Origin of the sequence: Flammeovirga sp. SubArs3, assembly GCF_947387565.1 — a bacterium.
Taxonomy (GTDB): domain Bacteria; phylum Bacteroidota; class Bacteroidia; order Cytophagales; family Flammeovirgaceae; genus Flammeovirga; species Flammeovirga agarivorans.
The window spans coordinates 665,704-680,416 of sequence record NZ_CANDOA010000002.1; the positions used below are offsets into that span (position 1 = coordinate 665,704).

Sequence of the window (14,713 nt, forward strand, 5' to 3'; positions counted from 1 at the left end):
CACCAAAAGAAAACTTTATAAACTCTACACTTCAAAAATGAAAAGGCTTTTAGGAATTATCCTCGGATCACTAGCTATCGCTTTAGTTTATATTCTTGCAAACTTATTGTTGTTCTCATCAAAACAATCTGACATAGAAAAAATTGCTCCGATTAAGGTGACCAATGCAGCACCCCAGCATTTATCTGATGCGATAAAAATCAAAACGATATCGTATGATGATCCAGCTATGATTGATACAGCATCATTTCATCAGTTTATAGAATTACTGTATGAAAAATACCCTGTAGCTTTTGGTAAGATGGAGCATACTTTTTTGGGTGGGATGACCATGCTATTCAAATGGCAGGGAAAAAGAACAGATTTGAAACCCATGATCTTAATGTCACATTATGATGTGGTTCCAGTACCGGAAGCAAATTTAAGTGAATGGAAAGAGCCACCATTTAGTGGATTAATTAAGAATGGAGAAATTTGGGGTAGAGGAGCAATTGATGATAAAGTGGGAGTGATTGGTATTATGGAAGCGGTAGAAATGCTTATTAGCTCAGGGTTTCAGCCAGATAGAACAGTGTATTTATCTTTTGGTCATGACGAAGAAGTAATGGGAGTTAATGGTGCAAAACAAGTTGCTCATTATCTTAAACAAAAAGGAGTGAAAGCTGAATTTGTTTTGGACGAAGGAGGTTATATTACCCAAGGCTTAGTTCCAGGAATGCAGAAAGATGTAGCTCTTATTGGTACTACAGAGAAGGGGTTTGTTACCTTAGAATTAAATGTTGATGTAGAAGGTGGACATGCTTCTATGCCTAAAAAAGAAACTGCTATAGATGTTTTAAGCAAAGCGATTGGTAAGGTTAATGAAAACCCTTTCCCTTCATATATTTCAAAACCACTCAATGATTTTATTGATTATGTTGGCCCAGAAATGCCGATAGGTTTTAGGACTGTTTTTGCAAACGCAACTCTATTAGAGCCGGTATTGATGGCGGTGTATGAAAAAGCTCCTTCATCAAATGCATTGGTGAGAACAACAGTTGCACCAACAATTATTGAGGCAGGAGAGAAGAATAATGTTTTACCTACCTATGCTAGAGCAGTTTTAAATATTCGAATCTTACCAGAAGAGTCAGTTAATTCTGTACATGAAGACCTAAAAGAAGTAATTGATGATGAACGAGTGAAGATCAAGATTCTCGAAAAATCTGAACCGGCATCAATTTCTAATCCTGACCATCCAACCTATGTGATGTTGGATAAATCTATCAAGCAGGTTTTTGGAGATATAGTAATTTCTCCTTATATCATGATTGCAGCTTCTGATTCTCGATATTTCTCAAAGGTGTCGGACCATATCTACAGATTTTGTCCATTTAAACTAAACAAGCAAAATATTAAATCTTTTCATGGTATCAATGAGAAAATAGGAGTGGAAGAATTTAAAGATTGTGTTCGTTTTTACCATCAGTTGATAAAGAATGGAGCAACAGAAATGTAGCCGTTCTCTAAGGCCTATTATAAAAATATAATTGAAAAACAGTTTAATTACCGTCGTATTATTGATCATAACCATCTCAGGATTGGCTCAAAACACTTCAACTTTTCGGGGAAAAGTAATCGAAGACAAATCATTGCGTCCAGTTGGTTTTGTAAATATCAATCTAGTTAATAATACAGATGGTACATCTACAGATGCTTTGGGTCGATTTTCAATTTCAGTCAATCAACAGGATATCATTGAACTATCTTGTTTGGGCTATTCAAATATGAAAATCAATTTAGATACAGTAGATCTAAGTACGGAAGTACTAATAAAGCTATCCAAAAGCGTCACAGAGTTAGAGGAAGTAGTAATTGGTCGAAAAGGGTATGAAAACCCAGCTTGGGAAATTATTCGCTTAGCAATGGCCAATGCAGATGATCATAATTACAAGAAAGCGAAAGATTTAAATTATCAATCTAAAATACTTACTCATATCTACATTGCGGATTTGGATTCCAATAATTTGGAACAACGTCTTGTTAATAAAGCAATGGATAGGATGGAAGCGATCAGTAAATTAGAAACTGATGATAAAGGAATGCCTATCATTCCAATTTATGCCTCCCATTCAGAACAAAATATCCACTATAATGGTTTGTCAGAAGACCGTGATATTACTAGTTATAAAGAGTCCTTCTTGGGACCAGATTTTGAAGACCAGTTCAAGCAAGGGTTGGATACAGAGAAGACCACGATCAATTTTTATCAACATTGGTTGCGATTTCTGAATTATGATTTTGTATCACCGCTAAACCCCACTTTCAAAAATTACTTTGACTTTGAATTAGTGACCTATGAAAAGGTAGATGAGGATTGGTGTTATAGAATCAATTACATTCCTAGAAGAGCCAATGATATGACTTTCGGTGGTACTGTTTGGATTACTGATGATGTAAAAGGTTTTGCTGTCAAAAAAATTACAGCGAATATCTCTAGAGAATCTCCTATTAACTTTATTGATAGTATCACTGTAGATCAAAAATTGGCTCCTTTGGATACTTCGCAAGTATGGGCACCTTACAACCAGAGAATTAGAATGTGGGTGGGAGGAAAACTTAATGAAAATTGGTCAAAATTTTTAGTGGATATAAAAACAGAAAATACATTTGAATCCACCCAAAAGATCCATTTTTCAGATGCAGATACTACCATTTTTGCAATGATAGACACTGTAAAGCAGATGCCTTCTGTAAAAGCAACATCTAAGGTAATCGATATGGTGGCTACAGGATATTACAGAATGGGAGGGTTCGGTTTTGGTTCCTTATTAGCATTATACGCTCAGAACAACATAGAAGATCATCATATTCAAGTAGGAGGAACAACCAATACCCAATGGTTTAAAAACTTTGTAGCAGGTGGGTATCTTGCATATGGAACAAAAGATGAAGAATGGAAATGGGGTATCTCTGGAAAATATGTTTTCAATGAAGAAAAATGGACTTATTTATATGCCAGAGCGCAACATTCATTACAACGATTAGGAGCTGGAATTACTTACCCTGGGCAACCTCCTTATTTATGGTTTCAGCAATTATGGGGCAATTATAGTTACCCTTATTACTTAGATGAATATAAAATTATAGGTAGTTCTTATGTTGCAGAAGGGATACAATTAAGAGGACAGTTTACTTATAAAGATGAAAATTACTTTACAGGGTCTACTACAGATTCTTTAATCTTTGATCATATAAGAACTGCTGAAGTTGGGGGTTCAATTATCTTTGATTTTGGTAAACGTTATGTTGCGAGTAGACATCTAAACAGATATGTTGCAGCAAACGGAAAGTATCCCACAATAACTTTATCTTATAATAGAGGTCTTCCTGATGTGTTGAATGTAACAGACAGTTATCATAAGGTGACTGCAAGTATGCAACATAGGTTTAAAATTGGGGCAATAGGACGTATGGATTATGTAGTGTCAGGAGGTTGGACACCTTCGACTGTACCCTTTCCATTATTGTTTGTTCATCGAGGAAATAACTTAAGGTATATCTATGACGGAAGTGCTTATAACCTGATGGATTTTGGTGAGTTTATGTCAGATAAATACGCTAGTTTAAGAGTATTTCATCATTTTGAAGGATTGTTTATGAATAGAATTCCATTGGTGAAAAAATGGAATGTGAAAACCTTTGTGGTAGGTAACTTATTGTGGGGAGGAGTATCTGATGAAAACCTAGAAAGAAATGTAAACCCGTGGGATGAAAATACCTCTTCTTTTGGAAGTTTAGATCCAAGTACACCATATGTAGAAGTTGGTGGAGGGATTGAAAATATATTTAGAATGGTAAAAGTTATGTTTATATACAGAGCGACATACCAAACAAATGAAAGTAGAAAGTATGGTGTTATGTTTGCGTTAACACCCGAGTTTTAGAATTGAAAATCAATTACATCTAATCAAAAAAATGTAACTTGATATATAATTACTAAAAACTAATTATAAATACTGATGCTATTTAAAAAACAACTTTCTCTCTTGTCAAAATCTGTAATCATTTACAGTGTTTTTAATTTAATACTCTTTGCATGTCAAAAAAATGTTGAGACCAGTACTTGTGTTGATGGAATGGATGAATACATTGTCTCGGTTGATGATATAAAGTTAACTGTTGGTCAACTTCAATTAGATGAAAATAAAGAGTATGCATTCACTGTAAATGAGGATGCCAATGCTGTAGAAATAGCACTAAACTTTAGTTCAGTTTTATCAGAAGTGAATGTCTTTAACTACACACATTCCTATTTTAATTCAGCAATTGCTTCTCCAGGCCCAAGATTTATTAATGAACAACAAATTGAAGATATTATCATTAGTTCAACAGACGGAAATGATTTAACCAATGAATTTGTAGTTCAATCTGATTATAACCCTGAAAGAGTAAATATCGCTGAAAGTCTTGTCTCAGAATATACACATTTCTATTTAGAAGGTGATCATGAAAGGTACTTTTACTTTATTCCTAATGAAGGTGTTTCTTTAGAAGGAGTGAAGTTTTCAATAGAACTCAGTGATGGGACATTCTATAAGTTTGATATTTAAAATCTAAACAAAGCTACCTTAGGATCGTTATCTTCTTAGAATCATAAAAGCTCTCAATAATGATCAACTTACAACGACTGAATATGGATAACTCTTGGTTTCTTGAGTTTGATGGGCTACGCATTTTAGTGGACCCATGGCTCGAAGGTACTGAGGTTGATTTTTTTACATGGTTTAATACACAGTGGCATAGAACTGCGCCAGTTCCTTATAATGAATTACCTGCCTTTGATGTGGTCTTGATAACTCAGAAATATCCAGACCATTTTCATCATCAAACATTAGAAAAGCTACAACCTAAGTTGGTAATCGGACCAGATAGTATTCAGAAGGATCTAATGAAACTGCTACCTAATACGGAGTTTCATGCATTAAACAAAAAACAGACAAAAGTAAATGTCAAGGGAATTGATGTCCATTTCTTGCCTACAAGAAGGTGGATAGATCCTATATATGATGCAATAGTCTTAAGCAATGGCAATGAAAGTGTTTACTTTATGACGCATGGTTTTACATTGGACCAAGCACATCAAGAGCAGTTGAAAGAAGTAGGAGATTGTTCATTATTAGTAACACCTTTTAATCTATACAAGTTACCTTTTTTCTTAGGAGGTGTAGTATCTCCAGGTATAAAAGGGGTCGAACATCTTTGTGAAACTATTCAACCTAAAGTTGTTGTTCCAACGCATGATGAAGATAAGTATGCTAAAGGCATAGTATCTAAATTTGCTAAAATTAAAAGAGCAACACCAAAAGAACTTAACAAATACACTTGGTTGAAAGACAGGTATCAAGCATTTTCTGACTATAAATTATCATCTATCTCATGAAACAAAAACAAAAAGATTTATTAGAAGTAACATTAATTTATTTAATAATAGGATTTGCGGGATTCTATACATATTTAGAGATAGATGTACGAGATACCGTACTTCGATTGTTAGTATCAGATCTTGTGATGACAGTAATTTGCTATATTTTTTCAGTGTTTAAAAAGAATAGTAGCACTTATGATGCTTATTGGTCTGTGATACCTTTTTATATGTTGATATTCTATTTCTATGATTTTTCGGGAGCATCTTGGGGTATACCACAATGGATTTGTGCTTTTGTAATTAGTGCGTGGTCATGGAGATTGACATTAAGTTGGGCAAGAGGTTGGCCCGGTTGGAATCATGAAGATTTCAGATATGTCAATTTTAGAAATCAGTTTGGAAAGTTTTTTCAACCTATTAATTTTTTAGCGATTCACTTATATCCAACGTTAATAGTTTTTGCAAGTATGTGGGGAGTGCTGTATGTATATAATGGAGCCACTTTAACAATACGGTATCTATTTTACCTTGGAGCTTTAACTTCTTTAATAGGAACAGGTTTTGAATATTTAGCAGATAATGAATTAGATAAATTTAGAAAGAGAGAAAACCCTAAAAAGGGAGATATTTTAAAAACTGGAATTTGGGCGAAGTCAAGAAACCCTAATTACTTAGGAGAAATGATGTTTTGGTTTGGTGTTGCAATGATGGGGGTGTCATTTTCTGCTCCATGGTATACAACATTAGGATCAATAGGAATGTGGGCCATGTTTATGTTTGCATCAATTCCATTAAAAGATAAACAAATGATGAAAAATCGCCCAGAGGCGTTTACTGAATATAAAAAGGAGGTATCAAGGGTACTTCCATTCTAATAAAAAAGGACTCCAAGAGAGTCCTTTTTTTGGTGTAAATGTTTTAATTGAGAGTAAATATGTGAGTTAAACGTTAATTTCAACTTCTGTATCAGATGTTTTTAAAACACCTAAAATAATTTCTATTGCTCCTAAAAAGGTCTTTTTTCTATCGGCAATATAGAATCTAAAAGGATTCTGTAATTTTTTATCCTTTGCTTCACTGACCATAAACTTATTTACAGCCATAGGAAACTTGAAAAACTTAGTGAGCTTTTTAGATTTGGTGCCAAATAAGTAATATTCAGCTTTTCCAAAATATCCATGGTAACCAATGGAAGCCCATAAGAATTTATTTAATAGAGATTTCTTGTAAGATTTATCGATCCATAAACATGTGATTTCAGTTACATTGTTATATGCAGTGAAATGCATCATTTTTTGTTGATCGTATTGATCTGTTAAATGTTGCGTGTATCTGTATGGATAGGTATTTCCGAATACATATCCTCCGCAGATTTCGTCTTTGTGAATAAGTAAGTATGTCGTGTTCTTTTTAAGATAGTCGATACTTAAGTCGGAATGATGACACTTTTGTAGAAAAACCGAGTAGTGATTTTCATTTATAGCTTTGATAATCTTCATGGTGGTGTTGTTTATTTAATCCTTAAATAATTAATTAGTTAGTGAACAGGAGATAGTCAGATAGTTCGTATCAGGTCATTAATGTTCGAAAAACACAATGTAACTGATAATCAACTAGGTTGTCAACTAACAGCCTGTTATCTCTTTAAAAAGTTAAACTAAACCTTTAAATAATGATTTATTAATTTTTCGGCCCTATGTATTTGAATAGGAGTGTTTTATCTCATTGGAATTTATGAGACTATATGAGAACTAGAAGTTTGTGAAATTGTTTTCTTAATTATTAATGATTACCTGTGGTAATCCAACCCAGCTTCCTTGTTTATTTTCAATTTCGGCAGAAAGAATATAAGTACCTTCAGAGAATTTATCATATTCAACCTTTATAGATTCCGATGGTGGGTAAACGAATCGCTTCACTGTTTGGCCTTCTTTATTTTGTACGGATACCATACAACTCTTATAAGAGACATCTTTCATTTTCATCATTACAACATTCTTCTTAGGATCAGGGTAAAACTTGACGGTTTCCACCCAATGTGAAAGTTGTTTTGGATCACTAGAAATCACTTGTTTTAAAGCAGTTCTACTTCTTTGTAGAATAAATTCTTTTAGTCCATAATCGATATGATTTCCTACACTATTTTCAAATGAATTGATAAAATCAAATGTAGTCCAGCCATGGTCTAGTGAATATTGATAATCATTTTCTACAAAAGGTAGAAGCATTTCTCTTTGCTTGTTGAGGTAAGGACTTAGTGTTGAAATATTAAAAGTTCTAAGAACAAACTTTTCAATAAATCGATTAAAGAGGTTTCTATATTTTGGCTGATCTAAAATTTTGTTGACTAGCACCCTAGCTTCGTAAGGTTCTCCCCATTGATTGATATCTCGACTAGCCCAATCGTACTGATCTGATATAAGATTAATACCGAATGTGTGATCAAATTGATAGGGGATATAAGACCATTTTCCTGTTTTATCATCAAAATAAAGGAAGAAGTTATCTTTATTGAAAGCATATCCGTCCCAATGTCCACATAGAATTTCGATCGCTAATGCTTTTACAAATTGTTCCACCTCAAAATGGGTTTCAACATAGTGTATCAGTTCTTTATGATGTAAAAGATTAATACTGTCTAAAAAGGATTGAAGATGTTCTCTGTGAAAGTCTTTACCTTGGCATAAAGGATACGTTTTTTCATCCAAATAACTATTAGGGTCATTGGTTAAATCTGCACCATAATTTCCCATATAGAGAATACCTTCATTACTCTTAAAATGATGGGTAAGAAAAGATGAATCTATCAGTTCAGACATTAGATAAACACCATGGTATTCACCATTAATAAACAACAAAGTATGTGCTGATCTAGGAGCAGGGATTCCTTCGTTAGACATTAACTGATACATTAACTTGGATCTAGATAATGTAGGATCCCCACTATTACTTTCAAGTTTTAACCCTTGAAGGTGACAGATAGACTTTTTTCCAAATGCAATTTCAAATGACTTTTTTAAAGAGTAGCGAGTATCTTTTCCTGATAAACCTACACAAATGCTGCTTATAGTATCTTTAATAGTTTTGCTTTCGAACGTCATAGAGCCAAAGAAACGAAGTTGTTTTTCTTCATTACCAACGGCTAATAGTTGTTGTAATTCTGCTGAATCTAATGTTATATCAATTCTACTTACTTCGTCTGGGTGGAAAAAAGAACATTCATGGCCTACTGTACATTGGGCATAAGAAAGAATTGTTATATATATAAGCAGTATTGTTAGTACAAACTTTTTCATTCGTTGTTACGAGTTCATTTCGTATTTTAAATATTTAGCTACACAAAATACATGGTTTAAGAAGTAGCATATACAATTTACTACTTAATTGGTTATCAGACAAAAAGAAATAGTAATTAAGGCAGTCAATTATGAAATATTTGAAGTAAGTATACCTGCATTAGGCACTGTTAAATTGTATGATTTATAGAATTATATATGAATAATTATTCATCAGAGAAGAAAAAGTAGTCATAATGATGTGGTTTTGTATAGAAATCAATAAAGCTACAATTTATCAAAACTGTAAAATCTGAAGAATAAACATTTTCGATAGAAATTAGTTGTTGTTTAAAGTTCTTTAAAAAAAATAATAAGTACTATCCACAAAATACTAACTATTACTATATTTGCGGTGCAAATGAATGGGAGGATACGGGAACAATTTACCATATCCTTGTTAACCATCGTAGGCCGAAATTTATTACCACAACACAACCATAGTCGATGAAGATTGATTTAAACAACTTCGAGAGATTTGAGGCAAGGCATAATGCGCCCAACCATACTCAAATTGAAGAGATGTTAGCCGCTTTAGGGGTATCAGATATTGATGAGCTCATTTCTCAAACTGTCCCTGAAAAGATTCGTCTAAAGAAACCTTTAGAGCTTCCTCAACCTCTTACTGAATACCAATTCCTTCGTCACTTCAAGACGATTGCAGATAAGAACAAAATTTACCGTTCTTACATTGGTATGGGATATTATAATACTATTACTCCTCCTGTAATTTTACGTAATATCATGGAAAACCCAGGCTGGTACACAGCATATACTCCTTACCAAGCAGAAATTGCACAAGGTCGTTTAGAGATGCTACTTAATTTCCAAACTATGGTCACTGACCTAACAGGTATGGAACTAGCCAATGCATCTTTACTTGACGAAGCTACAGCTGCAGGTGAAGTAGTTCATATGTTCTATGGTGCTAGAAAGGGAGCAAAAAAGAAGCAAGCCAATAAGTTCTTTGCTTCAAATACATGTCACCCTCAGACATTAGACTTATTAAAGACACGTTGTACTCCAATCGGGGTAGAGCTAGTAATTGGTGAAGTTGCTGATTTAGATGTGACAGATCCAACTTTATTTGGTGTACTTGTTCAGTATCCAGATACTAATGGTGGTATTACAGATTATACTGACTTTATTGCTGCAGCTCATGAAAATGGAGTATTGGTAGCAATGGCATCAGACCTTTTAGCACTAACAGTACTAAAAGAACCAGGCAAGATGGATGCTGATGCAGTAGTTGGTTCTGCTCAAAGATTTGGTGTGCCAATGGGTTATGGTGGACCTCATGCAGGTTTCCTTGCGACAAGAGATGCTTATAAGCGTCAGATCCCTGGTCGTATTATTGGTATTTCTAAGGACAAGGATGGTAACGAAGCTTACCGTATGGCCTTACAAACTCGTGAGCAACATATTAAGCGTGAGAGAGCAACGTCAAATATCTGTACAGCACAAGTGTTGTTAGGAGTGATGGCTTCTGCTTATGCAATATATCACGGACCAGAAGGGTTAAAAACAATTGCTTACCGTACTCATGGTATGGCAAACCTTCTGAAACAATCAGTAGAAAAGTTAGGTTTCGAAGTAGTTAATAACGGCTATTTTGATACTTTAAAAATAAACACAACAGCGCTTCAAGCTAAGGCAATCCGTTTATTAGCGGAAGAGAGATTGACAAACTTCCGTTACTTTGAAGATGGAAATATCGGTCTTTCTATGAACCAATCAACAGATGTATCACACATTGCTGATATTGTTGATTTAATTCAAGATGCTTTAGGTTTAAACGTTGCAGTTAATGTAGAAGCATTAGCTGAAAATATTGAAATTGCTGTTCCCGCAGAATTACAACGTGAGTCTGATTTCTTAACACATCCAGTATTTAATCAATACCATGCAGAGCATGAGATGTTACGTTACTTAAAACGTTTAGAGAATAAAGACCTTTCGTTAGTACATTCAATGATTTCATTAGGTTCATGTACTATGAAATTGAATGCAACAGCAGAGATGATTCCTGTAACTTGGCCTGAGTTTGGGCAGATGCACCCATTTGCGCCAAAAGAACAAGCACAAGGTTACCAAGAAATCTTTAAGGATCTTGAAGCATGGTTGTGTGAAATCACAGGTTTTGATGCTATGTCATTACAACCAAACTCTGGAGCAAACGGAGAATATGCTGGTCTTTTAACGATTAGAGCATACCATGAAGGTATTGGTGAAGGTCATAGAAATATAGCCATTATTCCATCGTCTGCTCATGGTACAAACCCTGCATCTGCTGTAATGGCAGGTATGAAGGTAGTTATCGTTAAATGTGATGAGGCAGGAAACATTGATGTGGAAGACTTGAAAGCAAAAGTTGAGAAGCATAGCAATGAATTGTCTTGTTTAATGATCACATACCCATCTACTCATGGTGTATTTGAAGAGTCTGTTGTAGAGATTTGTCAAATTATACATGATAATGGTGGTCGTGTTTACATGGATGGAGCAAATATGAATGCTCAGGTAGGTCTTACATCTCCAGCTAATATTGGTGCAGATGTTTGTCACTTGAACTTACACAAAACATTCTGTATTCCTCACGGTGGTGGTGGACCAGGTGTTGGCCCTATCGGTGTTGTTGCCGATCTAGCTCCATATTTACCAGGTCATGCTGTCATCGACAACAATGTAGGAGAAAAAGCTTCTACAGCCGTTGCTGCAGCACCTTGGGGATCTGCTAGTATTTTACCAATCTCTTATGCATACATCCGAATGATGGGAGGTGAAGGTTTAACAAATGCTACCAAAATAGCGATCTTGAATGCAAACTATATGCAATCGAGATTAAAAGATCACTACCCAGTTTTATATGTTGGAGCAAATGGACGTAATGCACATGAGATGATTGTGGATTGCCGTCAGTTTAAACCAGCAGGTATTGAAGTGGAAGATATTGCTAAACGTTTAATGGACTATGGTTACCATGCTCCAACAGTATCATTCCCAGTACCAGGAACATTAATGATCGAACCTACTGAATCAGAAAGCAAAACAGAATTAGATCAGTTCTGTGATGCGATGATTCAAATTCGTCAGGAAATTCAAGAAGTGATTGATGGACAAGCGGATGCTGTTGAGAATGTATTGAAGAATGCACCTCATACTCAAGCTCAAGTCATTACTGAAGAATGGTCTATGCCATATTCGAGAGAAAAAGCGGTATATCCTCTTCCTTACGTACAAGCAAATAAATTCTGGCCAACAGTACGTCGTATTGATAGTGCTTTCGGAGACAGAAACCTTGTATGTTCTTGTATTCCTGTAAGTGAATTCGAAGAAGCAGAAGCTTAAATAATATACTATTTAAGTACCTTTATAGACATAGACAAAAACCTCCAGTCACTGAAAGTGATGGAGGTTTTTTTATTAAATTAAACTAAAGTATAATCAAATAAATGACTTCATTATAAATTTGAATTGCTTTCTGAATCAATCACTCTTTGAATAAAATCGAACAACTTTTCTTTGTTTTCATCATTTTCATAGGTGAAGAAAGTTGAAATCTGATCTACATTTAATTCATGATTGAAATGTAAATCTTTTATATGATCAATTATCTGCTGACTTTGAATTTCTTTTTCTATGCCTCTCATCGTAGCATCAAGATCATTATTTAAAACTTTTTCTTTTTCTTCTTCTGAGAGGTCATTGGTAAGGTATGTTTTGTCTACATCCACAGAATCAATGAGGTCTTTTGATACTTTTCCAGTGCCGTTACAGTAGGCACATGTTCCGGGTAACCACCTTAATTCTTGTTTATGTCTTTTGATATCTTCATGATCAACATGCCCTTTACCTAAACATCTTGGGCATTCTACAAATGAGGTTTCCATAACTATATAGTTTACTTTGTGATAATATCTTTTACTGAACTTTCATTGATAATTACATCCTCTAATACACCTTTTCCATCTTTGATTTTTATTTTGGCATAGGTAATCAGAGTAGAATCTCTTGTAGCTTCATTATAAGCATTTTCGGCTTCTTTGGCTTTACTTTCTTCTAAATAGAATCGAGTAAATGGAATAACGAATTCAACATATTGAGCATCATTATATGGAATATAGTTAATTGAAGTTTGTAAGTAATCTACATTACCAGAAGGGATTTCTTTTGTAATACCATCATATCTAACAAAATCACTTTCGTCTTTATCGAGTAAAATATACACAGTTTGTCCTATACCCCAATCCTTTGTGTTTTCTACAGCAATTCTATTTTCCTCATACCATAACGTAATGTATTTACCTCTAAAAGGATCATAAGGGTCTATTGCAGCAGTTCTAAATTTATACATAGTTCCCACTTCTAATACTTTCTCATTTTGTAAAATGAATGTGGCAGGAACATACAATTGAATGATAGCGACAATAAAAAAAAGTGCAATAAAAATGAGTTTCTTATTCATGAGTTTGTTTCTTTTTAAGGATGAAATAGTTAGTTAAGAAAAAGCCAAGTCCACCTAGAACGAAAATAATTCCTTTGTAAACAAAACTAATATCAGTATCAAAGAACCTACAATAAATAAGTACAGCGATCATTAATAAACCATAGTTGATTTCCCAAAGCCTAACAGTTTGTCCTCCTTTAATAATGTGATATACTCCCAAGACAAAAATGAATAGGTTAATCAATAAAGTTGAAATAGCGGAGTAATATCCCAAAAAGAAAGTAGGGATAAATAAGATAAACAATAAAGGGAAAACACCTATATCTGAAAATGATTTTTTTCTGTTTTGGTATACAAATACTACTAAAGTCAAAGCAGTTAAAAGGATGATAGGAATAAATTCTTTTGCTGAATAAATAGTGATGATATTATCTCCTCTGAGGTCGTTCCAAATTATATCATCAAAACTTAAAATGAATAAGATAATAATAGATCCTATAACACTGATTACATGATAGGCGTTACTGATGATAGAATAAGGTTTGAAGTATTTCATTTCTCCTATCTGATACATCAATCCAAACAAGGTAAAGAAAGTGACAAACATTAATTCATTAATATCATGAGTGTCTATCATTAAGATTACAACTACGGAAATACAAATACTCCAGTTTAAGAAGGAGATATAATTATTGTTTCTATATATTTTTAATTGATAGATATAATAGGGTACTACCGTAGTAAATAAAATCCAATACCAATAGTGGTTTGAAATACCTAAATATTCCCAGTGCCTGTATTGAACACCAAATGCTGTAATACCTATAATAAATAAGATGGCAGCAATTGAAGACCTCATCACATAAATAAGTGGTAAGCTAAGTAGGGCCCAGGTAAATAGGAATGAAGTGAGGTTTCCATGATGGTGATAAATCTGACTTACTAAGGCAATGCAACTGCCAATAGCAAAGACTAAAAAAGTAGTTCCACCTTCTTTTAATACTGTATTACGGTTATTCGTAAAGAGTGAGTAACCACAGATTAATTGCCCTAATATCAATGGAATAAAGGCTAAGGTAGTTTGTGTACCTCTACTAAGCTGATCCCAATTATGTGCTATAATAAGGATGATACCAGATCCGACAAGTAGTGCCCCTAATATACCGAAGGCAGTGAGGACTCTATTGGTTTTAGAAGGGTTCCTATTTTGATAGTAAGCTTCTATATTCTCAGCAGTTTCTGAAGTGATTATTCCTGCCGTTTGTAGTTCTTTGAGTTCGTCAATTAGACTCATATTATTGTTTCAGTTAGTCGATGAATATACTAAAGATATAAATCGAAAGTTTATTAAAGCAGTAAAGGATAATATGTTTACGTTTATTTGCGATTTAAGTTTTATCATCAATCATAAATTGATTTCTCAGCGGTTTCATACTTTGTAAACGTTGTTATTTATTTTATGCATCTAACATTGTTAAATAGATTTCAATTTCTTTAAATTCTACAAAAATTGAAGATGATATT

At 33.9% G+C, this 14,713-nt stretch carries 11 protein-coding genes; 6 read left to right on the forward strand and 5 right to left on the reverse strand.

Translation table 11 applies throughout. The features are described 5' to 3' along the window. Positions 1 to 37: 37 nt before the first annotated feature. The 5 genes from QL232_RS07260 (at position 38) to QL232_RS07280 (ending at position 6,282) form a co-directional block, all read left to right on the forward strand. Positions 38 to 1,498 (forward strand): M20 family peptidase, encoded by a 1,461-nt coding sequence (locus tag QL232_RS07260; RefSeq protein ID WP_281613616.1) that lies wholly within the window; start codon positions 38 to 40, stop codon positions 1,496 to 1,498. A 31-nt stretch (positions 1,499 to 1,529) separates the two neighbouring features. Further along, the gene (locus tag QL232_RS07265; protein WP_281613617.1) at positions 1,530 to 3,926 is read left to right on the forward strand and encodes a DUF5686 family protein; all 2,397 of its coding nucleotides are present in this window, start codon (positions 1,530 to 1,532) and stop codon (positions 3,924 to 3,926) included. Positions 3,927 to 4,001: 75 nt separating this feature from the next. Further along, positions 4,002 to 4,592 carry a hypothetical protein gene (locus tag QL232_RS07270; RefSeq protein ID WP_281613618.1) on the forward strand — a complete coding sequence of 197 codons (591 nt, stop codon included), beginning with the start codon at positions 4,002 to 4,004 and terminating at the stop codon, positions 4,590 to 4,592. A gap of 59 nt (positions 4,593 to 4,651) precedes the next feature. Beyond that, positions 4,652 to 5,422 carry an MBL fold metallo-hydrolase gene (locus QL232_RS07275; RefSeq protein WP_168880802.1) on the forward strand — a complete coding sequence of 257 codons (771 nt, stop codon included), beginning with the start codon at positions 4,652 to 4,654 and terminating at the stop codon, positions 5,420 to 5,422. Then, complete coding sequence (locus QL232_RS07280) at positions 5,419 to 6,282, forward strand: DUF1295 domain-containing protein (RefSeq protein ID WP_281613619.1); 864 nt, start codon at positions 5,419 to 5,421, stop codon at positions 6,280 to 6,282. The genes QL232_RS07275 and QL232_RS07280 overlap by 4 nt, the downstream gene beginning before the upstream one ends. Before the next feature lie 66 nt (positions 6,283 to 6,348). Here the strand turns inward: QL232_RS07280 and QL232_RS07285 are convergent, their stop codons facing one another. Then, positions 6,349 to 6,906 carry a hypothetical protein gene (locus QL232_RS07285; RefSeq protein WP_168880804.1) on the reverse strand — a complete coding sequence of 186 codons (558 nt, stop codon included), beginning with the start codon at positions 6,904 to 6,906 and terminating at the stop codon, positions 6,349 to 6,351. 276 nt (positions 6,907 to 7,182) lie between these two features. Then, positions 7,183 to 8,703: a CotH kinase family protein gene (locus QL232_RS07290; protein WP_281613620.1), complete on the reverse strand. Its 1,521-nt coding sequence runs from the start codon at positions 8,701 to 8,703 to the stop codon at positions 7,183 to 7,185. A gap of 486 nt (positions 8,704 to 9,189) precedes the next feature. On the opposite strand from QL232_RS07290, the gene gcvP reads away from it, so the two are divergent. Then, positions 9,190 to 12,090: an aminomethyl-transferring glycine dehydrogenase gene (gene gcvP, locus QL232_RS07295; RefSeq protein ID WP_281613621.1), complete on the forward strand. Its 2,901-nt coding sequence runs from the start codon at positions 9,190 to 9,192 to the stop codon at positions 12,088 to 12,090. 113 nt (positions 12,091 to 12,203) lie between these two features. Here the strand turns inward: gcvP and QL232_RS07300 are convergent, their stop codons facing one another. The 3 genes from QL232_RS07300 to QL232_RS07310 are packed head-to-tail and all read right to left on the reverse strand — an operon-like array spanning position 12,204 to position 14,483. Continuing rightward, entirely contained in the window at positions 12,204 to 12,632 is a 429-nt protein-coding gene (locus QL232_RS07300; RefSeq protein WP_281613622.1) for a hypothetical protein, read from the reverse strand. 11 nt (positions 12,633 to 12,643) lie between these two features. Continuing rightward, positions 12,644 to 13,207 carry a GDYXXLXY domain-containing protein gene (locus QL232_RS07305; protein ID WP_281613623.1) on the reverse strand — a complete coding sequence of 188 codons (564 nt, stop codon included), beginning with the start codon at positions 13,205 to 13,207 and terminating at the stop codon, positions 12,644 to 12,646. Next, positions 13,200 to 14,483 (reverse strand): DUF2157 domain-containing protein, encoded by a 1,284-nt coding sequence (locus QL232_RS07310; protein WP_281613624.1) that lies wholly within the window; start codon positions 14,481 to 14,483, stop codon positions 13,200 to 13,202. The genes QL232_RS07305 and QL232_RS07310 overlap by 8 nt, the downstream gene beginning before the upstream one ends. Positions 14,484 to 14,713 lie beyond the last annotated feature (230 nt).

Coding starts and splice junctions, on each gene's coding strand:
- QL232_RS07260 (WP_281613616.1), top strand. CDS start 38: ATGAAAAGGCTTTTAGGAATTATCCTCGGATCACTAGCTATCGCTTTA.
- QL232_RS07270 (WP_281613618.1), top strand. CDS start 4,002: ATGCTATTTAAAAAACAACTTTCTCTCTTGTCAAAATCTGTAATCATT.
- QL232_RS07275 (WP_168880802.1), top strand. CDS start 4,652: ATGATCAACTTACAACGACTGAATATGGATAACTCTTGGTTTCTTGAG.
- QL232_RS07280 (WP_281613619.1), top strand. CDS start 5,419: ATGAAACAAAAACAAAAAGATTTATTAGAAGTAACATTAATTTATTTA.
- QL232_RS07285 (WP_168880804.1), bottom strand. CDS start 6,906: ATGAAGATTATCAAAGCTATAAATGAAAATCACTACTCGGTTTTTCTA.
- QL232_RS07290 (WP_281613620.1), bottom strand. CDS start 8,703: ATGAAAAAGTTTGTACTAACAATACTGCTTATATATATAACAATTCTT.
- gcvP (WP_281613621.1), top strand. CDS start 9,190: ATGAAGATTGATTTAAACAACTTCGAGAGATTTGAGGCAAGGCATAAT.
- QL232_RS07300 (WP_281613622.1), bottom strand. CDS start 12,632: ATGGAAACCTCATTTGTAGAATGCCCAAGATGTTTAGGTAAAGGGCAT.
- QL232_RS07305 (WP_281613623.1), bottom strand. CDS start 13,207: ATGAATAAGAAACTCATTTTTATTGCACTTTTTTTTATTGTCGCTATC.
- QL232_RS07310 (WP_281613624.1), bottom strand. CDS start 14,483: ATGAGTCTAATTGACGAACTCAAAGAACTACAAACGGCAGGAATAATC.